The organism is Paenibacillus sp. J14, assembly GCF_000518465.1.
GTDB classification, from domain to species: Bacteria; Bacillota; Bacilli; order Paenibacillales; family Paenibacillaceae; genus Fontibacillus; species Fontibacillus barengoltzii.
In genome coordinates, this window is record NZ_JADQ01000025.1 from 38008 (window position 1) to 63848 (window position 25841).

Genomic DNA, 25841 nt, shown 5'->3' on the forward strand with positions numbered 1-25841 from the left:
TTTTCTACTTTATTTTCCTTAGTTACTATATATTATCTTGCAACTAGTTTAACAATAGTTATAATAATCACTAACTACCACTTTGTCAATTACAGATTCAAAAAATTCAAACTTTATCCACTTCCGTTTCCGCCTGTATTCCTCTTCTAAATTTGCTGCGAACCTGCTCTGCTGCCGCCGTCATTTGTTTCAAAGCTGCGACTGTCTCCTGTTGTCCCCTCGTTTTCAAACCGCAATCAGGGTTGACCCAGAACAATTCCGGATCTAACACTTGAATCGCTCGCTCGATCAATCGTATCATCTCCTCCGCGGACGGGACGCGCGGACTGTGAATGTCGTAAACCCCTAACCCGATTCCAAGTGGATACGTATGCTTCTCAAAACTGTGGATCAGCTCGCCGTGGCTCCGTGAAGTTTCGATCGAGATAACATCCGCATCCAGCGCACGGATCTCTTCCAAGATATCGTCAAATTCGCAGTAGCACATATGCGTATGAATTTGCGTCGTATCCCGTACCGATGAAGTCGTCATCCGGAACGCCTTCACTGCCCAGTTCAAATAGTTCGACCAGTCCTTCTGCTTCAGCGGCAGTCCTTCGCGCAGCGCAGGCTCGTCCACCTGGATCATTTCAATTCCCGCTTCCTCCAACACTTCGACTTCCTTTCGCAAGGCCAATGCAATTTGATAAGCCACCTGCTCCCGGGACAGGTCACTGCGAACAAAGGACCAGTTCAAGATCGTGATCGGACCTGTTAACATGCCTTTCACCGGTTTGTTCGTCAGGCTTTGGGCGTAGGCCGTTTCCTTCACGGTCATTGGCCCAGCAAATTCGACGTCTCCATAAATGATCGGAGGCTTCACGCAGCGCGTTCCATAGGACTGGACCCAGCCTCCTTGCGTAAACGCAAATCCTGGGAGCTTCTCGCCAAAAAACTCCACCATATCGGTCCGCTCAAACTCACCGTGCACCAATACGTCGAGCCCGATCTCCTCTTGAAACTCCACCCATCTGCGGATCTCCGCTTGGATGAACGCTTCGTACTTCTCCGCGCTCCACTCACCTTTACGCCACTTCTGCCTTGCAGCCCGCACCTCGGCGGTTTGCGGGAAACTGCCAATCGTTGTAGTCGGCAGGAACGGCAGCTGCCACTTCGCCTGCTGCTTCCGCCGCCGTTCGGCGAAATCGCTGGCGCGCTCAGCCGGAGCAGCTGCGGCCTGCGCTGCTTCTTCCCGTACGAATGGAAGGTTGCGGGCTGGATCTGCAGCAAGCGCAGCCAAAGCCCGTCGATTCTCGGTGAACTGCACCGGCTCCGCTCCTTCTCCGTGGGCCGCCTTGCATAAGCTCACCAACTCCTCCAGCTTCTGCTCGGCAAAGGCCAGCGCATCGTGCAATACCGGATGCAGCCGCTCCTCCCTTGTTACAGATACCGGGACATGTAGCAAGCTGCAAGAAGGCTGCACGATGACCTCCGACGCTCCGGCCTGAAGCGAAATCACCTTCAGCAGGTTTAGTGCCTCATCTAAATCCGTACGCCAAATATTCCGCCCGTCAATCAGTCCCGCACCTAGCGTCTTGTCAGCAGGGAAGCCGGAACGCCGGAGTGATTCGAGGTTACCTTCCCGGCCATGAACGAAATCCAATCCCAAACCGTGCACCGGCAGTTCAATCAGTTCATCATACCGTTCGACCGCATCAAAATAGGTTTGGAGCATCAGTCGCAATCCCGGAACCTCCTGCGTAATCGTCTTGTAGATCAAGCGAAGCTGTAGTACGTCCTCCTCACTTAAAGAGACAACAACAGCCGGTTCATCGATTTGCACCCAATCTGCACCCGCTGCCTCCAGTTCGCGCAACACCTGTACGTACAGAGGCAGCAGCTTTTGGGTCCAAGTTTCAGCCTCCCCCGCGGTTTCCCCTTTGGATAACTTCAGCAACGTAAACAGTCCGAGCAGAACAGGCCTTCCGTTGATCCCGAGCTCCTGTTTCGCCTCCAGATAGGCTTGCAGCGGCCGATTGACAGTCAACTTGGGATCACGGTTCCCCAGCTCAGGTACGATATAATGGTAATTCGTATTAAACCATTTGGTCATCTCGCTGGCGGTTGCTTCGTCATTGCCTCTTGCGATCGCGTAATACAGATCAAGCGAGATTTGTTCCCCGTTCCAAGTGAAGCGCTCCGGTACAAGCCCAAACATCGTCGCCGTATCCAGAACGTGATCATAATACGTAAAATCACCAACCGGTATGATATCAAGCCCCCGATCCCGCTGCACACGCAGGTTGTTCAAGCGAATCTCTTTTAATCGAGCATGAAGCTCCGGCTCCGTGATTTTCCCTGACCAATATGCCTCGATTTGCTTCTTCCAATCCCGTTGTCCACCGATTCTGGGATACCCCAGATTACCACTCAAAAAGTTCCCCATGTTCATTTCCTCCCATTGGTTTGATCAATCATACTAAGTCCGTAAAAAACACAAAAAAGGTCCTCGATAGCATGGCTAAAGAGGACCTTCGATCCGTTGTTCGATGGCTTGCAACTTTAACACCTCCCTATCTCCCGTAGGTACTGCAGTGCTGTTGAAATAGGCAGGTCTCCTGGCTCCGGGATCTTCGCCGGATGCAGCCTTCCCAGTGATTGTCACCAGTGGCATCTCATACATCCGACTCCTCCGTTACAGTGGCGGGACCGCGCCGGTATTGCACCGGACTTCCCTTTTAAGCTTCAGCCATGCTCGGCCGAAACACCTATTTCCGCTATATTCGGTTGGAATATACCTTACATCTTACTTCATCTGTCTTGTGAATACAATACCAAACAGATCGGAATTTACTTATTTGTGTAGCAGGATGGAGCACAAACGACAACATTTTCGACAACATTCATGTGATACATATCACAATCCACCCTCTAGACCCGTCGTACGATGAAAGTATATCAAGGAGCCATTTCCTTCACCATTATAGAGAGAAAGAGGAATGACCGATGAAATCGCGGAACATCCCAAAGCTTCTGTTGATTAGCTTATGCTGTCTGATCATGATTGCCGCAGCATGGTTTGCGTTCCCGTCGGAGCCCCCTCAGGTCAGTGCCCCTCCCCTGCAAGCGGAAGAGCTGCATCTCCATCCACCGCCCGTGGAGCCGATCATTAGACGGGAAGGCCATACCGTCCGCATTGAAATGACTGCGCAGCAGGCGGATATCGAGATCTCCGAAGGTGTCACTTATCCGGCTTGGACGTTTAACGGAACCGCCCCTGGTCCGGTGTTGCGGGTAAAGCAAGGCGATCAGCTGGAGTTTACCTTAAAAAACTTAGATCCCGACATGCCGCACTCCATGGATTTCCATGCGGTCCATGCCGCTCCAAGCAAGAAGTTCATTGACGTGATGCCTAACGAGCACGGCACGTTTACTTATCCCGCCACCACGCCAGGCGTGTTCATGTATCATTGCGGAGTTAGTCCGGTGCTGCTGCATGTGGCTAATGGGATGTACGGGATGATCATCGTCGAACCGACAGACGGTTACCCAACGGACTCGGAAATCGATCGAGAATATACGATGGTCCAAAGTGAATGGTATGCGGCCAATGATCTGGATGCGTTTCAACAAGGCGATCCGGAGGTTGTGGTATTCAATGGCGATGACTTTACGTTAAAAGACCATCCGTTCCTCGCCAAAGTTGGCGACCAGGTCCGCTTGTACGTCATCAATGCAGGGCCAAATCACGTTTCTTCGTTCCATGTGGTCGGGACGACCTTTGATCGCGTTTATCTGGACGGGAATCCAAACAACCAGCTGTACGGAATGCAGACCGTATTGCTTCCAGCCGGCGGCGGCGCAGTCGTTGAATTTACCGTTACAGAGGAAGGGGATTATCCAATCCTTACCCATCAACTGAGGGACGCCAACCTCGGCGCTACGGCGATCTTGCGCGTAACTCAGGACGGAACGGATCATGGAGCACCGGTGATGAGCCATTAAGGACTACCCTATTCATGTAAATTCATAAACGAGGTGACGTTGGATGAATCGACAAGATACCAAAATCATAGAGCTCGACGTCCGAGAGCAACTACGCAACAAGCTGGAGCCGTTCCAGCTCATCATGGACACCGTTAAGAAGCTAGAGAAAGATGATCTCTTCGTGCTACACGCTCCGTTCAAACCGACTCCTCTGCTCAAGCTGTTGAAAATGAAAGGGCTCGTGGGCAAATCCGTGATGCAGGACAAAGAGCATTGGGTTACCACATTTGTTCATAAGAAAAACAAAGCATGGCTCGAAGAAGAAAACGAATCGATTGAAGCAACAGCAGATGCTGCTCCGATATCAACGGCGGTTTCCAGCGAAAATACCGCGAGTCCCAACATCATCACGCTGGACAACCGCGGTCTGGAACCACCGCAACCGATGGTCCGGACGCTGGCGGCACTGGATCGCTGTAAGTCAGGGGATGAGGTGCATATTCACAACGACCGAGTACCCGTATTTCTAATCGAAGAGTTAAACAGCTTGGGCTGCACCTATACGGTGGAAGAACAACCGGATGGAACCGCCAAAGTCCAGATCCGCAAACCTTAAGGAGGTGAACCTGATGCAAGCCATGTCCCGCCTGCCTTTTCTCTTTATCGTCACCGGAATCTTCGGATTCGTCCTGTTTCACGCCACCTCCCTGATGTCGCTCACGGGCTGGATCGGCGATGATATCCGCGGCCCGGCTGGCTGGTTCCAGGTCCACCTGTTTGTACTGGGCTGGGCAACCATGCTGGCAATGGGTGCCGTCTACCAGCTGATCAACGTTATTTTGCAGTCAAATATTTACAGTGAACGTCTCGGGTATGTGCATTTTGCGCTGTTTACCATTGGGCTGTTTGGTCTGCTGTTTGGTTTCATTCAAGGCGATACGTATTGGATTGGCGGCTTTGCGACAATTGCATTCTCAGGAGTTGTCTTGTTCGTCTGGAACCTGACCGCTACGTTGCTGCGGGCCAGAACGTGGAACGCAATCACCATGAGCACCGCCTGCGCGATATTTTACCTGCTGCTCACGGGGTTATCCGGGATGGCGATGGGGATCAATTTTGCGACCGGTCTATACAACGATTTGCACGAAAACCTATTTGGCACGCATATTTGGCTAGGAACATTAGGCTGGTTTGGACTGTTGATCACCGGGTTCAGTTATAAGCTGCTGCCGATGTTTTACTTGTCCCATGACTATCCAACTCGTCTGGAATTCGTCGTTTGGGGCGTATGGAACGCAGGAGTTCTGCTGGGCGCGGCTTCCTTTCTGTTTGGTTTACCGACAGGCTTCAAAATCGCTGCACTGCTCCTGATCGTCGTTGCCGTCCTTTGTTATAACGTTCATCTGCTGCAAATCCGTAATAAACGGCATAAGCGCAGCCCGGGGGCAGGCATTGAGTGGACGGTGACCGGGAGCCAAATCTTTGCCGCCTTTGCGGTCATGTTTGCGGTACGGGCGCTGCTGTCACCGGGGCAACTGCTGGAAACCCAAACCGTTCTTACCGCTGGCTTTGTTTACTTAAGCTGCTGGGTCTCGTTTACGGTGCTTGGCTACCTGTCCAAAATTGTACCGTTCCTATGGTGGACCTACAAATACGGCAAACAAGCCGGACGCCCGGGAACCCCGGTGCTGGCCGACCTGTTGAACGAACGGAAAGTGAATCTTGGGTTGACCTTGATGCTTTGCGCGAATTTGACCGTCCTTATTGGCATCGTGACCGGCTCCTCGATCGGGATTGCCGTTGGAGGCGCCGTATTATCTATCGTTTCGGTGGCTTACATCGCTATAATCGCGATGGTGTTTGCTCATTAACGACATTACAAATGGAGGGAGTCGCCATGAATAAAATTGAACAAATCCGTGAATGCCTGCGTGAGGTTTATGATCCCGAGCTTGGGGTAAATATCGTGGATCTTGGGCTGGTATACGATATTCGGGAAGAAGAGGATCAAGTTTACATTCAAATGACCTTAACGACACCTGGCTGTCCGATGCATGATACCATCGTGGGCGGCGTTCGATGGGTACTTCATGATCAACTTGGCATCCAAAACCCCGTCATCGACATCGTCTGGGAGCCGCGCTGGTCGCCGGAGCATATGTCGGAGACAGCCAAGGAACAGTTAGGGTATTTTTGAGGTAATTATCAAAACAAGCTGACGGCTTCATCTATGGGGGATGAGCCGTCAGCTTGTTATTTTACGATCAGGACGCCTTTCATTTGCTTATGGTTCTTCCCACAGGAGATGTTGCAGGAGTACTCAAAGGTTCCGGCTTGGTCAGCCGTAAACGTAATCGTTTTGCCGCCGCGAACTTCTTTGTTGTATCCCTTGATTTTCAGCGAATGCATCCCTTGGGTATTTTCGAGCGTAATTTGCACCGTATCGCCCTTTTTGACCTTAATTTCTGTCAAGTCATATCCTGAAGAACTGGCATAAACAGTAAACGACTTCACCGGTCCTGCCGTTTCCGCTGCCGGTTCAGAACCGCCGATATAGCGCCCGGGGGCGTCAGCACATCCCGTTAGCAATAGCATCCCGGCCGCAATCAACCGGGCAACAGCACCCAAACGTTGGTTCATCAGCCTTTCCCCCTCTTGAACTAAGAGCTATTCTCAGTTTAGAACGGGAAGGATTCATGCCTTGTGATTTCCATCACAACTTCAAGCTTTGTCCCTGATGCTGTTGAAATCAGCCCCGCGAGTCAATCCACCCTTGCTCCAGCGCATAACGCGTGAGTTGTACCCGATTTTCCAAATGCAGCTTTTGCAAGATGTTTTTGAGATGGTTTTTGACCGTCTGGTCGGAAATATGCAGTACCCCGGCAATCTCCCGATTGGTCATACCCTGCGCAACCCAGCCGAGGATCTCCCGTTCGCGGGCGGTTAACGGAGGTTGCTCGCTGTTTGATCGTTTGTTCACCGGAAACTCCTGCAAAATCCGCAATGCCAACTCACTGGATAATGGCGCTTCATCGCTGGCGATGGCCCTTAAATATTCCAACCAGGTTCCGGGCTCCAGATTTTTGAGCAGGTACCCCTGGGCGCCTTGCTTCAGCGCTTCAAACAGATGAGCAGCATCATCCGATACCGTAATGAGGACGATCTTCACATAAGGGTAGCGCAGCTTGATCTCGCGGGTGGTTTCCAAGCCATCCTTGCCCGGCATGCGAATATCCATCAAGATCAAATCCGGCATCCACCGCTCCGTCTGGGCGATGGCTTCGTCGCCATTTTCCGCGTAAGCCACGATTTCAAATGAATCATCCTCGGCCAATATCTCCCCGATCGCTTCCCGCGCATGCGGATGATCATCCACGACCAACACGCGAACCTTCATCTGTACCATCTCCTCCCCGAATTTGAATCATCGTTTCTCCCGACCGGGACGCAACTGTCAGTTCCCAGCCCATCTCGTTCGTCCGCTCCCGCATAATCTGCAGGCCGTAGCGGCCTGGTTTGACTGCAGCCTCTTCCGTGAAGCCGCGTCCGCGATCTGTAATCGTGACGGTGAAACTGTGCGCATCTCCAGATGCCGAGATCTCGATGGCTTGTACGCCCGCATGCTTGGCTGCGTTAATGACCGCTTCCCGCAGGCAGGATACCAGCACCATCTTCGCCTTCGCCGGCCAACCCGCTTCCTCCAATTGCCAGTCCAAATGCAACGTGAGTTGCTGTTCCACCGCAATCCGACGCACGATCGCCGACATGGAGGCTTCATCCCCTTCACCTTCCCGAGCGCCCGGAGGAATCCGCAGGTCGGAAATCGCCTCTCGTACATACCGGTTCACTTCATGAATTGATTTGCGCAGCCCGTTCCAATCATACGAACTGCCTGCCGCCTGTTGTTGCCGTTCGGCCCGGTCCACCTTGACGGAGAGCAGGAACAGAGATTGCGCGATTCCGTCGTGCAGCTCGCGAGCCAGCTGCTCCCGCTGCTCCAATCGGGCCTTCAGCGCCCGCTCCCGCTGTAATTCTTCCTGCATGCGTTCTAGGTTTGCGAACCAGCGATATTGCAAGGTAATACTCACCGCAAACAAAATAATCGGTGTCAGCACATTCCCAAGCTCCATCGACACAAAGGGCATGAGAAATTGGTGGCGTACCACCTCCCAGACCCCGACCACCAACGTTGGAATGATCAAGATCAACCATTTCGTAAATTTATAGGACATCGTCTAACTCCTTAAGTCGTTTTCGTTCGACTTAACTTTACCTAACCCGAGATCAGGCTGGCAAGCGTTAGACAAAAAAATTGAATCCTTTCGTGTGATAAAGCCGTAAAATAAAAAAGCAAGGCGGAACTGCCATTCCGCCCTGCTTTGTGGTACGTGCGTTACCTTACAGCATTTTTTTGATGTCATCCTTGATCGCTTCGGATTGCGGTCCGAACACGACTTGGACAGCGCCTTTGCCGAGTCTCATGACGCCCGATGCACCCAATTGCTTCAATGCGGCATCGTTAACTTGCTTATCGTCCTTGACGACGAGGCGAAGGCGGGTAATGCACGCATCCACGGACTCAATATTTTCCGGTCCGCCGATGTTCGCCAGAATTTTGGCTGAACGATTGTCGGTAGCTCCCGGAACAGCACCTTCGCTAGCTGCTTCTTTCGAATCCATTTCAAATTCATTTGGATCGTCAGAGCGTCCCGGCGTTTTGAGATTGAAGGCTTGAATAATTACCCGGAAGAGCACGTAGTAAATGACGAAGAATACGAGACCAACTGGAATAAGTACCCAAGCATTTGTGGACAGCTTCATGTTCACCAGATAATCGATTAACCCTGCCGAGAAGCCAAAGCCCAATTTGACATCAAGAGCATACATGACGTAGCCGGCAATACCAGTCAAAATTGCGTGAACGACATAAAGCAATGGTGCTACGAACATAAAGGAAAACTCAAGCGGTTCTGTGATCCCGGTTAAGAAAGCAGCAAGTGCCGAACCGATAAAGATCGAGGCGACCACTTTCCGTTTTTCTTTCTTCGCCGTATGAATAAATGCTAAAGCTGCACCCGGCAAAGCGAACATCATGATCGGGAAGAAGCCAGTCATAAACATACCCGCCGTTTTGTCTCCAGCGAAGAAACGGGACAAGTCACCGTGAACCACTTCACCAGCGGCATTCGTAAAGTCACCGATTTGGAACCAAGCAATCGTATTGATGACATGGTGCAAACCAATCGGAATCAAGAGACGGTTGGCGATACCAAATACCAGAGATCCGATTCCACCCAAACTTACAACCCATTCACCAAAATTACTAATAACATCTTGAATTGGACTCCAGATCATCCCGATCAGAACGGCAAGTACCATTGTGCTTGCTGCGGTAATGATCGGAACAAAACGTTTGCCGGCAAAGAAGCCAAGCCATTCCGGCAATTTAATATTATGATACTTTTTATACAAATAAGCAGACCATGCGCCAGCAAAGATCCCGCCAAGTACCCCCATATTCAACACTGTGTCATCAGCAATCCATGGGAACGCTGCAGGAACGACTTCCAGCACTTTAATTAAAACTTGATAGGCGATAAGAGCGGACAATGCGGCAACCGCATCGCCGGCAAATCCGATGGCGACCCCCACTGCGAAAATAAGTGCCAGATTCCCAAAGATTGCACCCGCGCCCGCATTCAGGAACGGGGCAAAATAGGTGTTCAGGAAGCCGCCGACCGCCGATCCAAGATGGAGATCTTTCTCATAGTCGAGCAGGCCAAAACTTTGCAAAATACTTGCTGCAGGCAGTGTCGCTACAGGAAGCATCAGCGACTTTCCTAGCTTTTGTAATTTCGCTAGCATGCACAAACCATCCTTTCTTTACTTCTTGGATTTTATTGTAAAACCGCCTTCAAAATGACGCTGCTGCCTGCCGTCACAGGACCGGTGATAGGTTCAACGCTGCTTGTCACTTCTCCGGCGTTTGTTACTATAATTGGCGAAATCACCGGATAACCCGCTTCGCGAATGGCTGCAATATCAAATTCGATAAGCAGCTGACCTGCTTTAACTTTGTCCCCCACGGAGACATGGGCGGTAAAGCCCTCGCCTTTGAGCGACACGGTATTGATTCCAAGGTGGAACAGAAACTGCAATCCCGACGAATGCTCCATCATCACGGCATGGTTACTTTTGATCACATGAACGACTTTACCGTCAAACGGTGCAACCAGACGTCCTTCGCTCGGTTCAACGGCGATCCCCGGGCCCATATGGCCCCCGGCGAACGCTTCATCTGGAACTTGAGCTAACGGTACAGCCTCCCCGGTTAGCGGCGAAAGGATCTCCAGTACTTTACTCTCCGTATTTTTCTTTCTCCATTTTGAAAACATATGGCTCTCCTCCTATTTCTAATTACCTATATTCTGGCATCTTTAAGAAATCAATATGCCTATTCCCGGATATTGGGAGATATAGGCGAAAAAAAAGAGCCAAGAAAAGAAGCCTACGGTTAATCTAGGTCTGCTTTCCTTGGCTCATGCCCATTCTAAAACAATGGTAACACGCCAAAAGTCATTTAATTGTCGGTCGGTTATGTGACTATAATAATTCAAGCTCTTCCTAGCGTCAATAGAAAAATGAAAGCGTACACATGATGTTAGTTATTTTAAATTTTATTCTTAAAGCACCTGAAATAATGCGGGCACCTTATCCGGTTCCCATCCCGGCAGCGACGTATGGGCTTGAATTACTTTATAGGTCACACCGTTATACGTTACGAGCTGATTTACGGTATACGACGTATAGGGTGCCCAAGCTGCCGGCCCTGTCCCTTCCGAATCCGTAGTTACCGTCACCGCGTTGCTCGAAGGCGAGAGATTGCCGGCGGCGTCTTTGGCCTTCACGGTAAACGTATAGGAAGTCGATGGCGCTAGGCCGCTGATCGTCGCCGTTGTTCCCGTTACCGTCGCAGCAAGCTGACTGCCGTTGTATACCTCATATCCGGTCACACCTACGTTATCGGTCGAAGCACTCCAGCTCAGGCTGACGCTGGTTGAGGTTTTGGCCGTCACCGTCACGTTACCCGGTGCAGTTGGAGCAGTTGAGTCGCCTGGGTTGGTTCCCGGCTCGGTCGTAACCGTAACCGGAGCGCTGGTGGGTGAGACATTACCTGCAGCATCCCTTGCAACCACGGTAAATGTATACGTCGTTTCAGGGGCAAGATCGCTGATCGTCGCCGTCGTTCCCGTTACGCTGGCCGCTTGCATTCCGTTCCGGAAGACGTTGTATCCCACAACGCCAACGTTATCGGTAGAAGGCTGCCAAATTAACGTGACGGAGCTCGCCGTTTTAGAGGTGACCGTTACACCGGTTGGCGTAGAAGGAGCCACTGCATCTCCCGGCGGTGTTACACTTCCGCCCAGATCGTTTCTCAGCTTGGTGAGCAGCGTTGTGTTGCGGTCACCGCTCAGCTCCCAGAACATGGCCCCGGCAAGACCGCGGCTCTTGATATAATCGGTTTTGAAGCCGATGGATTGCGGATCGTCATACGAGATAAACCGCCGGACCGAAGGATTATACAGATACGGCACCTTGGCTGTATCGTTCCAGTAGCGAGTATACCCGTTCTTATTGATATAATTTGCTTCCAGGTCATAGTAATCAAAGGAACCGGCCTCCCACGTTCCGACGGAAGACCCTCCGCTGGCGCTTTGGTATTGACCGTTGCCAGCGTTGTTTACACCATCCCACCCGCGACCGTAGAACGGAATGCCAAGCACCAATTTATTGGCGGGAACTCCGGCGTTCAAGTGGCCTTGCACTGCAGCGTCGGCATTAAAGACCGTGGCGCTGGGTACGCCAGCGTTGCCAGCAGCCGGATCATAATACAGCGGCGCATTATGGGCCGTAATTTGCTGCCACCCGCCGTTAAAATCATAAGTCATAATATTAATCCAGTCGACGATGGAGGCGATGTTGCCGAGCTCCGTATTGCTGACAAAGGAAGGTGAAGCCCCTGAAGCGATCGTCAGCAAATATCTTTTGCCATCGACCGCACCGGCGGCATCCAGCTTATTCCGGATCTCTTGAAGCAGCTTCGTATAATTCTGCTTATCTTCAGGGCGATAGCTGTTCCCCGGCAATCCGCCGGCAACCGGGTATTCCCAGTCCAAATCAATGCCGTCAAAGTTAAACTTCCGCAGGAAGTCGACAGCGGAGTTGGCAAAGGTCTCTCGTGTAACTTGGCTGGCAGCCACATCGCTGAAGCGATTGGACCAGGTCCACCCGCCTACCGAAATGATCGTCTTCAGGTGCGGATTCGCCTGTTTGAGTTTATTAAGCTGATGAATATTGCCTGCATACGGTTGATCCCAGGTGTCGCCGGGAAATAACTTGCCGGTATCGATCCAAGGGTCTCCCAAGACGATTGTGCCGTTAGGCACGTTAATGGTTTGGCCCTTCTCGTCCTGCGTCGGCCAGGTTACAGGGTTCGGACCAGCTGGGTCCGGATTGCCGTGACGGCCGTCCCAGGCGATATCGGCAAAAGCATAGTTGATATGGGTGATCTTGGAGGCGTCGATATCATTGACATTAAAATTGCGGTCATAAGCTCCCCAAGATGGATAGTAGGCAACGATTTTGTAAGGATCAGCAGCCTCAGCGGCTTTCGGTTGGAGCAGGCCGCCAGGCAGCAGCAGAGATAAAGCCAGACAGGTCAGAGTAAACAGCTTCCACTTCTTGGTGAAGCTATGGGTTCTCTTCGAATGCATCACTTAAATCCCTCTCTTTCAATCGAAATTGAATTGGAATAAAGCTAGCAGCAAGAACTCTGGCTGTGTGATCCATGAAATGGGCCAACGTCACGAGTCTTTCGCGTTCGTCAACCATTCTCCTTTCCCTTTGGAACTATCCGACGGGCTCCTCGCTTATCCTCTGTCCGCCGCAGCCAATCACCTCCACAAATAACTAGATCTCATTTCACTTCTTGTAAGCGCTCAAAGCCAATCCCGGCGCCTAGAGGATCTCTAAGTAGCACCTACAAATCTATTAAATCATAATAGAAATGGGTATAAAAGGATAAATTTCTATTATTTAATCGATTAATCGGCTAAAAAATGCAAAAAACGCGGCGATCTCAGAAGATCACCGCGTCTGAAAAATGGGATATGGCGCTGGTTTGGTCGATATACTCGATTTTTCATCCATATTTCGTGACAAAGTGTTGTAATCAGGAAATCTATATGATTTTTCATATAAAAATGTGGCAATAAGCTCCCATCAGCCCAAATTTATATGAAATTTCATTTAGATTAGGCCAAAATGGCCCCTTATCCGCTGAATCTATTCGATATTTCGTGTTCAATCCCGGTTCAAGTCAGTGATGGCACGCCAAACTCATGTTAACGCAGTCCATCCGGCCGCAATTTTCGGGTTGCGGTGGCTTGAAGCGGATCGTCCGGCCAATAATGCTTCGGGTAACGCCCCTTTAAGTCCTTTTTGACCTCAAAATAGGTATGTTCCCAAAAGCTACGCAGGTCTGAGGTAACCTGAACGGGACGGCTGGCCGGTGACAACAAATGCAGCGTAATGGGAACCCGTCCAAACCCGATCCGCGGTGTCTCCATCATGCCAAACACTTCCTGCAAGCGTACCGCCGCATAAGGGGCTTGAGGGCCGTCGTAGTGGATTTGGATTTTGGAGCCGCTGGGGACAAGCAGGTGTGTTGGCGCTTCGGCATTTAACTCCTGTTGTTGCGGCCAAGTCAGCAGACTCTCCAGGATATTGTACAGAGACAGTGCCTGCAAATCCGACCGCTTACGAACTCCGGATAAATACGGCGCCAGCCATTCCTCCGCGGTTGCGGCCAGCGTATCATCGGACACATCCGGCCAATCCGGATTGAGGCGGTGCAAAAACATCATCCGCTCCTGCAGCTTCCTCGCCTTCTCCGTCCACGGCAAGATGGCAACGCCTTTGGTGGCAACGGCCTCGAGCAAGGCTTGCACAATCTGCTCCGCGCTTGGCGACGGATCCGGCTGCTCCCGCAGCACGATTGCGCCAAAGGTCCGGCGGATTCTCGCCCGCACTGTTCCCGATGCATCATCCCATTCCGCCCGCCTCTCCTCGGTAATTCCCTCCGCATGATGGCGGTAGACGTCCTCTTCCTCCAACGGGGCTGCCAGCAAAATCCGCCCTTCGGTCCCCTCGTCGTCAACCTCGGCAATCGCCAGGAACGCAGATTGGCCTAAGGAATCCTTGTGGAGCAGCTGCGCCCCCCGCCCGTTACGCATCACATACCGTCCATCTGGGCGGCGGAACGCAATCCGATCCGGATAAGCGAAGGAGACGAGCAATCCGCAGCAGCGGTCCAGATCCGTAGGAACGGACGCAGATGGAGCTTGCGAAGTCAGGTCAGATCCGGCTGGTGCGGGAGCTGTGGGCTCAGCGCCGGACGCGGCCTCGCTGTCCGGCGGCTCGAAATCAGGGTCGTCTTCGGCATCCACGACGACCCATCCGCCAAGCTCGGCGGGCGCCTCAGGCGCGCCGAGCGGCGACGCCTCAGCCAGCGGCTCCGGCTCCGCGAGCCGCTGCTCCCACTGGCGGGCGAGCGCAGCGATGCGCCGCAACCCGTCCAGCCCGGGCTCCTGCACAGCGGCGGCAAACTGGCCGCCGCCCCTGCCCCGGGAGCCCGGGGCCCCGGCCGCGCCTCCGGACGCGGCCATCACCAGCGCCAGCCGGCCGCGCAAATCCGCGTCGCGTCCGGCTGGCCCGCGCAGCAGGTCGCGCTCTTCGAGCAGCGCGGCCAGCGCGCATGCCGGCGCGCCGAGCCCCAGCTCGCGCGCCTGCAGGAGCATGTGCGCGAGGCGCGGGTGCAGCCCGAGCGCGGCCATGCGGCGGCCGTGGGCGGTGATGCGCCCGGCCGCATCCAAGGCGTCCAGCTGGCGCAGCAGCTGGACGGCCTGCGCGTACGGCGCCGGCGGCGGCGCGTCGAGCCACGCCAGCTCGTCCGGCGCGGCGGCGCCCCACGCCGCCAGCTCCAGGGCGAGCGGCGCGAGGTCCGCCTCAAGCATCTCCGGCGCCGTCCGCGCAGGGAGCAGGCGGTCCTCCGCCTCGCTCCAGAGGCGGTAGCACACCCCGGGCGCTGTCCGCCCGGCGCGGCCTCGCCGCTGATCGGCGGAGTCGCGGGCCGCCCGCACCGTCACCAGCCGGCTCATGCCGGTGCGCGGCGAGAATAACGACGTGCGGCGGAGGCCGCTGTCGATCACGACCGTCACGCCATCCACGGTCAGGCTGGACTCGGCGATCGACGTCGCCAGCACGACCTTGCGCTGCCCTGCTGGCGCGGGCTCAATCGCCCGCCGCTGCTCCGCTTGCGGCATCGCCCCGTACAGCGGCGCCAATATCACGCCCGTCGGCAGCCCATCCGCGGCCAGCAACGACTCGGTGCGCCGGATTTCCCGTGCGCCCGGCAGGAACACGAGCACGCTGCCGTCATGCTCGGCAAGGGCCCGGCGAACCGCCCGGTGCACCTTCCGTTCCAGCGGCTCGTTTGCAGCTCCCGGCGCATATACCGTCTCCACCGGGAACATGCGTCCCCGGCTTTGCACTACTGGCGCACCATCCAGCATCTCGGCGATCGGCCGAGCGTCCAATGTCGCCGACATCACAAGCAGCCGCAGGTCGTCACGAAGCAGCTGGCGGCTTTGCCAAGCCAGAGCGAGACCCAGATCAGCATGCAGACTGCGCTCATGAAATTCGTCGAAAATGACCAGGCCTGTCCCGATTAAGGCCGGGTCCTGCTGCAGCATTCGCGTCAAAATCCCTTCGGTGACGACCGTGATCCGCGTGTTCGCCGACACTCGGCTGTCACCCCGCATACGGTAGCCCACCGTCTCGCCCACCGCTTCACCAAGCTGGGACGCCATATAGACAGCCGCAGCCCGTGCTGCCAAACGCCGCGGCTCCAGCAGCAAAATCCGCTGTCCCCCAAGCCAAGGTTCGCTTAGGAGCGACAGCGGAACACGCGTCGTTTTGCCTGCCCCGGGCTCCGCCAGCAGCACGGCAGTTCCCGCTTGGTCAAGCGCTTGTTGCAGCTCAGGGATGACTTCATCAATAGGCAAAGGAAGCTTTGTCATGATTCTCTCCTTACGGGTTACACTATGAGAACATTTTACCATACGGTGCTAAGAAACGAAGGGATCGGAGGAAAAACGATTGCTAAAGCTGCTCGTCCTTTTACTGCTGATCGTACTTACCGCATTGTTTGTCATCATTGAAGCATCACTGCGTGCGTTACACCCGCGGACCATCGAAGCTTGGGCGCGGGAAGGCCGACGTGGAGCGTCCGCACTTCGCGCCCTGTCGCAACGGATCGATCAGGCGTTGTCAGCCTGCCAACTGGCCATTACGGTGAACTCCCTGACTCTGGGATGGCTGGGCCAGCCAATTGTTCGCAGCCTGCTTGCGCCGATCTTTGTTCGGCTGCCCTTATCGGAGTCCGTAGAAACCTTTTTCTCTTTTCTTATCGCGTTCGTGTCGATTACCTACCTGCATGTTGTGCTTGGCGGATTAGTTCCGCAGGTGCTGGCAGCCCAACGGGGCGAAGCCATCATCCTGGCATTTGCCCGGCCGCTCTTGGTATTGAGCACCCTGCTATCCCCGTTCCTCTGGCTGCTCAACCGTTCCTCCGGCCGCATCGTAGCATGGCTTGGCCTGAAACCTGCGGCGGACTGGGACGACGCGCACAGCGAGGAGGAGCTTCGGATGTTGCTGAGCGAAAGCCTGGCCAGCGGCCGGATTAACAAGAGCGAGTACCGCTTCATGAACCGAATTTTCGCCTTTGATGATCTGCTCGCCAAAGATATCATGGTTCCGAGAACCGATATGGTCTGCTTGGATGCAGCTAAATCCCGCGAGGAGAACCTGAGAATGATTCGACAGGAGCAATACACCCGATTTCCTGTCATTCGTGGAAATAAAGATAATATTATCGGGGTGATAAATACAAAAGCGTTGTTCCTGGCTCCCGAGGATCAGGCCGATGTCCCTTTGGCTTCCCTCGTGCGTCCTGTGATGACCGTCTCGGAAAATATCCCCCTTCCGGCCCTGCTGACCAAGATGCAGAAGGAACGTTCGCATATGGCCGTGCTGATTGACGAATACGGCGGTACAAGCGGGATGGTGACCATCGAGGACATTCTGGAAGAAATCGTCGGCGACATCCGCGATGAATTCGATGCGGAGGAAGAGCAGGAAATTACCGAGGTCGCGGCGAATCACCTCATTGTTGACGGCAAAGTTTCCGTATCGCTGATTAACGAGTTGCTGGACGCCGATTTGGAGGAAGACGAGGCGGATACGATCGGCGGTTGGATCTATGGGCATAACCTGGACATCGAAGAAGGAACCCAGTTGGTCTATGGAGACTTGCAATTTACGGTCCTCGAGCGCGAAGACAGCCGGATCCGGAAAATCGAAATCCAAAGGCTGGACACGCCTCATATGGACAGTGCTTATACATCAGAGGGCGGTGACGAAGCCCGGAACGCTCAAGAGCCCGAAGCAGGCTTATAATACGTAAAAGTGAACAATCGAGGAAGTGAAGCATCATGAAACGCGGACGATTTGCACCTACGCCATCCGGCGACATGCACCTGGGTAACGCGAAAATCGCACTGCTCTCCTGGTTGCAAATGCGCGCAGCGGGAGGAACCTTCGTGCTGCGCATTGAAGATATCGACACCCAACGCTCCAAGCCGGCGATCACGGAACGGATTCTCGCCGATCTTCGCTGGTTGGGGTTAGACTGGGATGAAGGACCGGGCGCCTCGGAGGCGTCCGGTCCTTACCTTCAAAGCGAACGGACCGAGCTTTATGAGGAGGCGCTGGCCAAGCTGGACGCCGCTGGCCGGCTATACCCTTGCTTCTGCAGCCGGGCGGAGCTGCTCGCGGTGGCTGGGGCACCGCACGGCTTGTCCTCAGAAGGGGCTCCCTATCCCGGCACTTGCCGCGCCTTAAGCCCGGAGGAGCAGCAACGCCGAGCGCAGCACAAAGATCCGTCACTCCGCTTTGCAATTGGTCCGGAGGAAATTCGCTTCGTCGACGGGATCGCCGGGCCGCAGGTCTTCCCGCCGGGCAGCGGCGGGGATTTTGTCGTGCGTCGGGCCGATCATATGTATTCTTATCAACTGGCGGTGACTGTAGATGATGCCCTGATGGGGATCACCGATGTGCTGCGCGGTGACGACTTGCTCGACTCCACGCCCCGCCAGCTCCATCTCTATGGTGCGTTAGATTTGACACCGCCGAAGTTCGCTCACGCCCCGCTTATCCTTGGCGAGGACGGACGACGGTTGGCCAAACGCCATGGCGACTTGGGGCTTCCCGCACTGCGCGCCGCTGGGACGAAGCCGGAGACGGTCATCGGCTGGCTTGCCTACATCAGCGGCTTAATCGAGCGCCCGGAAGCTGTAAAGGCCAACGAGTTGATTCCCAGCTTCCGAATGGACCGGATCTCGCGGGAGCCGTTTGTGTTAACTGAAGCCATGATACAGAAGCTGATGAGTGACACAGCTACTGCCTAGCTTACGCCCTAACTGGTGCGAGCCCTCTGTTCTGTCCCCCTTCTCAGCTTCTCTCACACTGGTATTCTAGTGTTCAGCAGACTCCAGCTTCCTATTCCAGCTTCCGGCGGATGGCTTCTTCATACTGCCGGAACGCCGGATTCGCTGATAAACCGCGCTCGCTCATGAGTAGATTAAGCCGCAGCTGCTGCTCCGTCAGCCGCTTCTTTAATGTCTGCTTCTCCGGCCCGTCCTCGCAGGCGGCAAGCAAGTCGGCCAGCCGGACCATCTCCTGCTGCAGTTGAACTTCTTCGGGAACATACCCCGCATTTTTCATCAGCTTATAGGCCATTCGCAAATCCTCGGGAACCCCGGATAAGTCCTCCACCTTCAGCGGCTTACCTTTCCCGGGCAAATGATCAAACTCCCCGCGGGCCATCGCTTCTGCAATCTTCTGTTCCGCTAACCAGGACAGCATCTCCATCCCTCCTTAAGCTTTATCCTTCCAGTATCATACCACAGCTTCATCGGGATTCATTTACAGATCACAATCTGATATCTTCAAAAAAAACGCCTCCGCGATTGCGAAAGCGTTCATCTCATTGGCTCGTTTCACTCTAGGTGAAACATTATAGCAGCGACTCCGCCCCATCGATCACAATTCGGGCTCCGGTAATATGGATGGACTCGTCCGAAGCCAAAAAGGCAACGAGATCCGCCACATTCTCTGGTTGGCCCGGGCCGTCCGCCAAGGGCTGTGAGCCCTTTGGATATTTAACCGGAATAACGATCTCCTGCAGCTCCTTGGTCTTCTCGGTTGAAGCATCGATGTTGGTAGCGATGGCGCCGGGGCTGATCGCATTTACGCGAATTTTGAATTGGGCCAGCTCCAAGGCCAGCATTTTCGCAAAAGCTACTTGTCCCGCTTTCGTCGTACTATAAGCCGACATCCCGAAGCCGGAGAATTTATCATTGCCGTTAATGGAACTGGTAATGATAATACTGCCGCCGCCCCGTTGTTTTAAGTAAGGAACGGTATATTTCACGGTCAGGAACGTGCCCGTCAAATTGATGCTCAGCGTCTTCTCCCAATCCTCGAAGCTCAGATCCTCGACGGGCGCCAGCTTGCCGTTGATGCCGGCATTCGCGAAGACGATGTCGATGCCGCCAAATTGCTCAGCAGCTTCGCGCACCGCCTGTTCGACCCGCGCCGGGTCCGCCACGTCGACATCAAACGCACGGGCCGCCCCCTCATGCATCGCATTGATCTCTCGCGCCGTCTGCTCCGTGCGTTCATCCAACAGATCGAACAGCGCAACCTTCGCCCCTTCGCTGGCCAGCTTCACCGCAGCCGCCTTGCCGATCCCGGAACCGGCTCCGGTGATAATCGCCGTTTTACCCTGGAACCGTTCGCGGTTCGTCGTCTGATTGCTTGTCATGGCTTCACACTCCTGAAGATGAAATGGGTTCATTCAGCGAAACTGATTACCTGCCACTATCCAGATTGCCCATTTCGGAGTGTTTTTTAGTCAAGGATGGCTGGTTTGGACCATGAAAAAACTTGGGTTCTCTCATCTCCCCCTCACTCCGCGTTATGCGGCTTACGAAACCACTTCAGCAAGATCTTCTGAAATTGCTGGCGGGGTGTAGGCGTCGCGATCATCCAATCCTCTTCGTCCTTTGCGCTGCATCGGATCAACCAATTGAACTGCGTATTGTTCATAAACTGCATTTGCTGAATCTCCCAGCGTCCGCCGCAATTCGCATAGAACCGGATATCCCCTTGCGCGAGTGGAGATTTCATACATTTGGCTAAGGCGATACTGCCTTCTTCATCATTCGTCATGTCTGCCAGGAGGGTGGCCAAGCGGTTCAGATCCAGCTCCCGGGCTTGACATAGCGCTGCGTCAAATTGTTTTCTGGACATCATTAAGGCGGGAAGCTCCCCCGGTGTACGCGAGTTCCACTTCATCCGACCGGCTAACAAAACGCTAAGTTGTTTCCCTTCGATGATTCGTTCTACGTATAAGCGGTTGAATTTCCCAGGCAGCCGTCTGAATCGGATAATCTGGTTGCCGGTGATATGCAGATATTCCTCAAAGGTTTGCTTTCCGCAAGTAAAGGATAGCCGGCAAGCCTTGACGGCCGCAGATGCGGCGGTCAGGTCGTCTAAGACGTGCTGCGGCAAGCTGATCCGAGCTCCTTGGGCTGTCCCCAACACCTCATCCTTGCTGTTTAGCGTCTCACGCGTGCCTTCAGCGTCAGAATCTAGCATCTCCTGCAAAAAAACGTGAAAGGGATGCTCTGGATCCTGCCACGTTTGAATTCCTAACCGCTCTATCAAATTTAGCCATTCTTTCGCTTGAAGCGTCACATTTTCCTTGCGGGAGGAATCTGTCATCAATTCTTCCACCTCCTACAGATTGGGCCTCGCTTCCGATGCTTGACCTAACAGCCGGTATGATCTCGGCGTGTCCTTATCCCGCTTCCGATGCAGTAATCATACCACTATTCAAATTGCCTGTGCTCGGAATTTTTTACCAATCTATTACAATGTACCCATAAAAATAGGAGGTGAAGCACAATTTTTCATAGAGCATGAAACTTTTTGATCTGCCTATCCGTAATACTGATGTAAGCGTGCCAAACCGAGACTTCCGTCCTGTTTCGTTCGCTGTCATTAAACATTAATCGAAATATCATCTTTTTTTAAGCTTTTCTTAAGTTTTTCGATCTACAATGTTTAATATGAAACCACTGTATAGAGGTGATTCTAATGAAAATCCTAATTAACTTCCAAAATAATCTGGTTCCCGTTTATTTCAATGTCGATAGCAAGCAACCTGTGCAGCGTACTTTGAAGCTGCTGACGAGCGCGCTCGAATACAAATACTATAACGGCAAGCAAGCTTTGAAGAAGTGCTTGAACTCCTTAATCAGCATTGAAATCGAAGGCTCTGAAGCAATTCTCCACAGCAAGAGCGAATATGATTCGCTTGCGCTCTCGCTCTATTAATCTAGTTCTCGTTGCACCGTTTCGTTGAAGAAAGGCTCCGTACCTCAGCAGCTTGCTGATGGTACGGAGCCTTTCTTTTCAAAATCGACATTCTTCTTATGTTCTGTTTCGTTCCGACTACCCTCGCATCTTGGTACCTTCGCTTTCGGTCAAGCGGCGGTTTCCAAAGAGGGACTTGAATCGAAGCGTCATGGCCGTTACGGCTAAGATGGCCCCGTTCAGGACAAACACCACCGGAATGGAGATCCAGGACCCTAACGCCCCGCCGGCAATTGGTCCGAACATATTGCCAAGCTGAGCCGCGGATTGATTCAAGCTGAAAGCGCGGCCGCGGAAATCCGGTTTGGTCGACTGTACGATCAACGCGTTTAATGCCGGGAACACGGCAGCGAAGAACAAACCGTACACGAAGCGCAGAATTCCGAACCCCACCAACGAATGAAAGAAATGCTGCAAGATGTTGCCGACCCCGCCGCCGATCAATCCGATCATTAACGTGTTGTGGTAACCGATTCGCTGGCCAACTTTGCCCCAGAATGGTGCAGCGATAATTGTAGAAATACCTACCGCCGAAAAAATAATGCCCGAACTGAGTGAAGCATCGGAAGCCGAGGCGCCTAAATCCAACACATACAGCGAAAGCAACGGCTCAAGCACCATCACGGAAGAGGTGACGATCAGCACGACAAGCAGCTTGCCCATCAGCGGACGGTTAGCCGTCGCCTCCTTGAGATCATCCAGCACATGCGAACGCTCCCGGTTGCGGTCGAAGTTCTGTTCCTTTACGAAGATCAAGGCGATCAGAGCTGACACCAATACAACGGCACCTGACGCCAGAAACGCCTCTCGATAACCGATGAATTTGCTTAGGGAACCGCCCACCAGAGGTCCGATAATCCCTCCGGCTGCTCCGGCTGTCGACATCACTCCCAGCGAATAGCCAACATGCTTCTCCGGCGTATTGGTTGCAACCAGTGCAATCGCAGAAGGCACATATCCGGCCAAGAGCCCGGACAAGATGCGGACAGCGATCAACTGATAAGGGTCTCGAACAAAGAAGTAAAGAACATACACCGCACTCAGCGCAAAGCCGGATCGCAGCAGCATCGGCTTCCGGCCGTACTTATCCGATAACGAGCCCCAATAGGGAGAGATCAACGCGCCGGCCAAAAACGTCACCCCAAATGCAATCCCCGACCAGAGAGTGAGATGCGTTGTTACTCCAAGATCATGAGCAATAAACAGAGACATGAATGGAATGACCATGGAGTACGCGGTGCTGCAAAAAAATACACCAAGCCACAGCACGTACAGATTTCTTTTCCAGGGGAAATCCACTTCATCCACCCCCAGCGTTGTTATTCCCAACCCTGGAACTAACCCGTTTTTTTATTCTAGCACAATTCGTTGCCAACTGTTCGAAAGATTTCGAAGTTTAGATTTTCGAGAGCAAGAGGTTCGAGATATAATGGAAGGTGGATGAGCTTTATTGTAATCATCTGTGTCCCATTCGGTAAGCGCTTACCAGGTTGTGATACCGAGATGGCATGAACATGAATCCAAAGGAGCTGGAGCATTTATGGCACTCTTTCAATGTCGTTTTTTCTCTGAAGTATTAGGACTAAGCACCTCCATGACGGTCATCCTGCCGGAACCTGCACAATCGCAAATCGGGATGTCCGCGCCGGCGATCGCCGGGCCTTATCCGACTCTCTACCTGCTGCACGGCATGTCGGACGATGACACAATCTGGCTGCGCCGCACCTCGATTGAACGTTATGTTTCGGGGATGGGGCTGGCCGTTGTAATGCCTCAGGTGGATTTGAGCTTCTATACGGATATGGCGTACGGCAACAACTATTGGACGTTCGTCAGCGAGGAGCTTCCCCGCCTCTGCCGGTCGTTCTTCCCGTTGTCCGAACGACGCGAGGACACCTTCGTTGCCGGGTTGTCGATGGGTGGTTACGGCGCCTTTAAGCTGGCATTGCGCAAGCCGGAGATGTTCTCTTATGCCGCCAGCCTGTCAGGGGCGCTGGATATCGCAAATCGCCGCCATGATCTCCCCCTGTTCCAGCGGATCTTCGGCGAATCCGGGCCTAAGGGCACGGACAACGATCTGCTGGCACTGCTGGACCCGCTCGCCAAGGCCATGCAGGAAGGAAAGCCGGTTCCTCAGCTGTACCAATGCTGCGGCACGGAAGATTTCCTGTACGAGGATAACCAAACGTTCCGCGATGCTTGCACCCGCGCCGGTCTGCCTCTCACCTATGAGGAAGGACCCGGTTCCCACGAGTGGGGCTATTGGGATGCGAAGATTCAGGACGTGTTGAAATGGCTGCCGCTTCAATCTAACAAAGCTTAAGCGAACAAGTAAACCTAGCCGGCTGGGTGTAAGCTTCTCAGCCGGCTAGGTTTTTGTCAGCCCTTCGGATGGGAGTCGCGCTCCACTACTCCCATTCGTTCACGAAGCGCCGCCGTTGCTCGCCTTTGCCGCGCGGCTCCCGACGGCTCGATTTCCCTGAGGATGCGGCGCGTACAGAGCGCTGGCGGGTTTGCTCCTTGGCTGCCTGAAACTTCAGCTCCCGCTGCGTTTTCAGATAATTCTCGAACCGTTTGCGCTCCAGTTGACCGTTTTGCAATGCTTCTCTGACCGCGCAGCCCGCCTCGCGTTTGTGCTGACAATCGCTGAAACGGCATTGCTTCACCAGTTCCTCAATCTCTCCAAACGCCTCAGACCATCCGCCATCATCGTCCCATAGCTGCAGCTCACGCATCCCCGGCGTATCGATCATCACAGCACCTTGCGGCAGCACAAACAGCTCACGATGCGTTGTGGTATGCCTTCCCCGGCTGTCATCTTCCCGGATCGCCTGAGTTTTCTGAACGTCTTTCCCTGCCATCCAGTTCAAGATCGTCGACTTCCCCGCGCCCGATGATCCGGTAAGAGCCACCGTCACTCCCGGCTTCAGCAAAGCATCCACTTGCTCCCGTCCCAGATCCTCCAAGGCGCTGACCGCAATCACGGGCACCCCTGGCGCTATCGATTCCGCTTCGGCTACATAACGCTCCGGATCGTCGCATAAATCAGCTTTACTCAGCACAATGACTGGTGTAGCGCCGCTATTCCAAGCCATAATCAAATACCGCTCCAGCCGGCGCAAATTATAATCCAGGTTCAGCGCAGCCACCAGAAATAGCAGGTCGACATTGGCTGCAACGACTTGTTCCGTCGGCACCGACCCGGCGGCACGTCGCGAGATGCGACTGGTGCGCGGAAGCACACCATGGATCACGGCATCTCCGCCGCTATCACAAAGGAAGCGCACGGCAACCCAGTCTCCAACCGCCGGAAACTCGCTCCGTTCGCCTAATGCAAATTGAAGGCGACCGCTCATTTCTGCCCAACCTTCACCCCGCTCCGTTGCCACGCGATATTTGTGGCCATGGTCCGCGATGATCCGCCCCGGTGAGACCAGCTCTAACCCCATCTCGTGTAAAGCGTCCTCCCGCTCCGGGTTCCATCCAAGTTCATTTAAATTCAATCCAATTCCTCCAAGTCGATAAAATGGTTCATCTGAGTTCCGACACTGCCCCGTCTCCTTAGCCGCAAAAAAAAAGACGCGGGATCCTCACCTCCCGCGTCTTCAGCCTGGGCACCTCGGCATGAAGCAACAACTACCCAGCGTCTCTTCTGAGGAGACGCTGTCCAGCAGTTCCATGCCTGTGCCCCATCTTCCCGCCGCCCCTATCGGGGAGTCGGCGGACGCAAAAAAGCCGCGGGACGTTCGAACGGTCCCGCGGCCTCGCGCTGCCTGCTTCTAAATCCATCGATATTGATCGTCGATTGGAAGTTACACGCAGCGCCTTATTTTTCCGCTAAGGAGACCGTATTTACACGAGTCACAAGTACATTCACCATAAATAACAGCCTCCTTCATCCTAATTTGTACTCATCATACGGGATCTTGGCAACCTTTGTCAATTCATTTTTGTCCCGCGTCAGTGTCAAGCTAGCGTGGGCAGTCATTTAAGATGCCTGGAACGCGAACCCCGAAGGAACCTCTTCCTTGTAAGCGCTTTGCTTCGTTCTTTCATCAAACACAAGTGATTTGTCAGAATTTTTTGCCGTTATCCGCGAAGTGCTTTGAGTGCCATACCCGTTGTGCTGCTTTGCTTCGGTCCTTGCAGCATGCGAATCATTCCAGCGATACAACCCTTGACCGGTTGCGTCACGTTCTTGAGCAATTGCCGCATGTTTATCGACTGCTGCGGCGTTGCCTGCTTACTCGCTT

At 53.8% G+C, this 25841-nt stretch carries 21 protein-coding genes, 1 pseudogene and 1 riboswitch; of the genes and pseudogenes, 8 read left to right on the forward strand and 14 right to left on the reverse strand.

Annotated features, from left to right (window positions below; all coding sequences use genetic code 11):
• Positions 1-106 precede the first annotated feature (106 nt).
• Positions 107-2425 (reverse strand): 5-methyltetrahydropteroyltriglutamate--homocysteine S-methyltransferase, encoded by a 2319-nt coding sequence (gene metE, locus M891_RS0111550; protein ID WP_028538948.1) that lies wholly within the window; start codon positions 2423-2425, stop codon positions 107-109.
• Positions 2426-2570: 145 nt separating this feature from the next.
• Positions 2571-2766, reverse strand: a riboswitch (cobalamin riboswitch).
• A gap of 219 nt (positions 2767-2985) precedes the next feature.
• Between metE and M891_RS0111560 the strand changes: the two genes are divergently transcribed.
• The 4 genes from M891_RS0111560 to M891_RS0111575 are packed head-to-tail and all read left to right on the forward strand — an operon-like array spanning position 2986 to position 6163.
• Positions 2986-3984 carry a multicopper oxidase domain-containing protein gene (locus M891_RS0111560; RefSeq protein ID WP_028538949.1) on the forward strand — a complete coding sequence of 333 codons (999 nt, stop codon included), beginning with the start codon at positions 2986-2988 and terminating at the stop codon, positions 3982-3984.
• 43 nt (positions 3985-4027) lie between these two features.
• Positions 4028-4582 carry a DUF2249 domain-containing protein gene (locus M891_RS0111565; RefSeq protein ID WP_028538950.1) on the forward strand — a complete coding sequence of 185 codons (555 nt, stop codon included), beginning with the start codon at positions 4028-4030 and terminating at the stop codon, positions 4580-4582.
• 13 nt (positions 4583-4595) lie between these two features.
• A complete protein-coding gene (locus M891_RS0111570; protein ID WP_051416951.1) occupies positions 4596-5837 on the forward strand; it encodes a hypothetical protein in 1242 nt (413 codons plus the stop codon).
• A 26-nt stretch (positions 5838-5863) separates the two neighbouring features.
• Positions 5864-6163, forward strand: coding sequence for a metal-sulfur cluster assembly factor (locus M891_RS0111575; protein ID WP_016312323.1), 300 nt, complete (start codon positions 5864-5866; stop codon positions 6161-6163).
• 56 nt (positions 6164-6219) lie between these two features.
• Here M891_RS0111575 and M891_RS0111580 read toward each other — a convergent pair whose 3' ends face one another.
• The 7 genes from M891_RS0111580 to hrpB form a co-directional block, all read right to left on the reverse strand.
• Positions 6220-6606 (reverse strand): cupredoxin domain-containing protein, encoded by a 387-nt coding sequence (locus M891_RS0111580; protein WP_028538952.1) that lies wholly within the window; start codon positions 6604-6606, stop codon positions 6220-6222.
• A 109-nt stretch (positions 6607-6715) separates the two neighbouring features.
• The gene (locus M891_RS0111585; RefSeq protein ID WP_016312325.1) at positions 6716-7363 is read right to left on the reverse strand and encodes a response regulator; all 648 of its coding nucleotides are present in this window, start codon (positions 7361-7363) and stop codon (positions 6716-6718) included.
• Positions 7335-8198 (reverse strand): sensor histidine kinase, encoded by an 864-nt coding sequence (locus M891_RS0111590; protein ID WP_016312326.1) that lies wholly within the window; start codon positions 8196-8198, stop codon positions 7335-7337. The genes M891_RS0111585 and M891_RS0111590 overlap by 29 nt, the downstream gene beginning before the upstream one ends.
• A gap of 166 nt (positions 8199-8364) precedes the next feature.
• Positions 8365-9831: an N-acetylglucosamine-specific PTS transporter subunit IIBC gene (nagE, locus tag M891_RS0111595; protein WP_028538953.1), complete on the reverse strand. Its 1467-nt coding sequence runs from the start codon at positions 9829-9831 to the stop codon at positions 8365-8367.
• A 32-nt stretch (positions 9832-9863) separates the two neighbouring features.
• The gene (locus tag M891_RS0111600) at positions 9864-10361 is read right to left on the reverse strand and encodes a PTS sugar transporter subunit IIA (protein ID WP_016312328.1); all 498 of its coding nucleotides are present in this window, start codon (positions 10359-10361) and stop codon (positions 9864-9866) included.
• Between the two features lie 288 nt (positions 10362-10649).
• The gene (locus M891_RS0111605) at positions 10650-12740 is read right to left on the reverse strand and encodes a glycosyl hydrolase family 18 protein (protein WP_028538954.1); all 2091 of its coding nucleotides are present in this window, start codon (positions 12738-12740) and stop codon (positions 10650-10652) included.
• A gap of 630 nt (positions 12741-13370) precedes the next feature.
• Positions 13371-16106: an ATP-dependent helicase HrpB gene (gene hrpB / locus M891_RS0111610; RefSeq protein WP_028538955.1), complete on the reverse strand. Its 2736-nt coding sequence runs from the start codon at positions 16104-16106 to the stop codon at positions 13371-13373.
• 79 nt (positions 16107-16185) lie between these two features.
• Here hrpB and M891_RS23785 point away from each other — a divergent pair, with 79 nt between their 5' ends.
• Together M891_RS23785 and gluQRS are read left to right on the forward strand one after the other, a co-directional pair.
• Entirely contained in the window at positions 16186-17544 is a 1359-nt protein-coding gene (locus tag M891_RS23785) for a hemolysin family protein (RefSeq protein WP_036700194.1), read from the forward strand.
• Between the two features lie 35 nt (positions 17545-17579).
• Positions 17580-18554 (forward strand): tRNA glutamyl-Q(34) synthetase GluQRS, encoded by a 975-nt coding sequence (gluQRS, locus tag M891_RS0111620; protein WP_028538956.1) that lies wholly within the window; start codon positions 17580-17582, stop codon positions 18552-18554.
• Between the two features lie 91 nt (positions 18555-18645).
• Here gluQRS and M891_RS0111625 read toward each other — a convergent pair whose 3' ends face one another.
• From M891_RS0111625 to M891_RS0111635, 3 genes are all read right to left on the reverse strand, one after another.
• Positions 18646-19017 carry a DnaJ family domain-containing protein gene (locus M891_RS0111625; RefSeq protein WP_028538957.1) on the reverse strand — a complete coding sequence of 124 codons (372 nt, stop codon included), beginning with the start codon at positions 19015-19017 and terminating at the stop codon, positions 18646-18648.
• A 145-nt stretch (positions 19018-19162) separates the two neighbouring features.
• A complete protein-coding gene (locus M891_RS0111630) occupies positions 19163-19972 on the reverse strand; it encodes an SDR family oxidoreductase (protein ID WP_028538958.1) in 810 nt (269 codons plus the stop codon).
• A gap of 143 nt (positions 19973-20115) precedes the next feature.
• Positions 20116-20934 (reverse strand): hypothetical protein, encoded by an 819-nt coding sequence (locus M891_RS0111635; protein WP_028538959.1) that lies wholly within the window; start codon positions 20932-20934, stop codon positions 20116-20118.
• A gap of 375 nt (positions 20935-21309) precedes the next feature.
• On the opposite strand from M891_RS0111635, the gene M891_RS0111640 reads away from it, so the two are divergent.
• Entirely contained in the window at positions 21310-21549 is a 240-nt protein-coding gene (locus M891_RS0111640) for a hypothetical protein (protein ID WP_016312336.1), read from the forward strand.
• Positions 21550-21666: 117 nt separating this feature from the next.
• Here M891_RS0111640 and M891_RS0111645 read toward each other — a convergent pair whose 3' ends face one another.
• Positions 21667-22887, reverse strand: coding sequence for an MFS transporter (locus M891_RS0111645; RefSeq protein WP_016312337.1), 1221 nt, complete (start codon positions 22885-22887; stop codon positions 21667-21669).
• Positions 22888-23128: 241 nt separating this feature from the next.
• Here M891_RS0111645 and M891_RS0111655 point away from each other — a divergent pair, with 241 nt between their 5' ends.
• On the forward strand, positions 23129-23911 hold the full coding sequence (locus M891_RS0111655) for an alpha/beta hydrolase (protein ID WP_016312338.1): 783 nt from the start codon (positions 23129-23131) through the stop codon (positions 23909-23911).
• 85 nt (positions 23912-23996) lie between these two features.
• On the opposite strand, the gene rsgA is transcribed toward M891_RS0111655, so the two are convergent.
• A complete protein-coding gene (gene rsgA, locus M891_RS0111660; protein ID WP_051416952.1) occupies positions 23997-25091 on the reverse strand; it encodes a ribosome small subunit-dependent GTPase A in 1095 nt (364 codons plus the stop codon).
• Between the two features lie 586 nt (positions 25092-25677).
• Positions 25678-25841: pseudogene (locus tag M891_RS25330) on the reverse strand (ISLre2 family transposase); the annotation flags it as partial.

Bases quoted from the DNA above. Each gene is read 5' to 3' on its own strand.
- M891_RS0111635 (WP_028538959.1), bottom strand. From the start codon at position 20,934: ATGACAGATTCCTCCCGCAAGGAAAATGTGACGCTTCAAGCGAAAGAA.
- nagE (WP_028538953.1), bottom strand. From the start codon at position 9,831: ATGCTAGCGAAATTACAAAAGCTAGGAAAGTCGCTGATGCTTCCTGTA.
- M891_RS0111630 (WP_028538958.1), bottom strand. From the start codon at position 19,972: ATGACAAGCAATCAGACGACGAACCGCGAACGGTTCCAGGGTAAAACG.
- M891_RS0111575 (WP_016312323.1), top strand. From the start codon at position 5,864: ATGAATAAAATTGAACAAATCCGTGAATGCCTGCGTGAGGTTTATGAT.
- M891_RS0111565 (WP_028538950.1), top strand. From the start codon at position 4,028: ATGAATCGACAAGATACCAAAATCATAGAGCTCGACGTCCGAGAGCAA.
- metE (WP_028538948.1), bottom strand. From the start codon at position 2,425: ATGGGGAACTTTTTGAGTGGTAATCTGGGGTATCCCAGAATCGGTGGA.
- M891_RS0111560 (WP_028538949.1), top strand. From the start codon at position 2,986: ATGAAATCGCGGAACATCCCAAAGCTTCTGTTGATTAGCTTATGCTGT.
- hrpB (WP_028538955.1), bottom strand. From the start codon at position 16,106: ATGACAAAGCTTCCTTTGCCTATTGATGAAGTCATCCCTGAGCTGCAA.
- M891_RS0111640 (WP_016312336.1), top strand. From the start codon at position 21,310: ATGAAAATCCTAATTAACTTCCAAAATAATCTGGTTCCCGTTTATTTC.
- M891_RS0111600 (WP_016312328.1), bottom strand. From the start codon at position 10,361: ATGTTTTCAAAATGGAGAAAGAAAAATACGGAGAGTAAAGTACTGGAG.
- M891_RS0111590 (WP_016312326.1), bottom strand. From the start codon at position 8,198: ATGTCCTATAAATTTACGAAATGGTTGATCTTGATCATTCCAACGTTG.
- M891_RS0111585 (WP_016312325.1), bottom strand. From the start codon at position 7,363: ATGAAGGTTCGCGTGTTGGTCGTGGATGATCATCCGCATGCGCGGGAA.
- gluQRS (WP_028538956.1), top strand. From the start codon at position 17,580: ATGAAACGCGGACGATTTGCACCTACGCCATCCGGCGACATGCACCTG.
- M891_RS0111605 (WP_028538954.1), bottom strand. From the start codon at position 12,740: ATGCATTCGAAGAGAACCCATAGCTTCACCAAGAAGTGGAAGCTGTTT.
- M891_RS0111625 (WP_028538957.1), bottom strand. From the start codon at position 19,017: ATGGAGATGCTGTCCTGGTTAGCGGAACAGAAGATTGCAGAAGCGATG.
- M891_RS0111655 (WP_016312338.1), top strand. From the start codon at position 23,129: ATGGCACTCTTTCAATGTCGTTTTTTCTCTGAAGTATTAGGACTAAGC.
- M891_RS0111580 (WP_028538952.1), bottom strand. From the start codon at position 6,606: ATGAACCAACGTTTGGGTGCTGTTGCCCGGTTGATTGCGGCCGGGATG.
- M891_RS0111570 (WP_051416951.1), top strand. From the start codon at position 4,596: ATGCAAGCCATGTCCCGCCTGCCTTTTCTCTTTATCGTCACCGGAATC.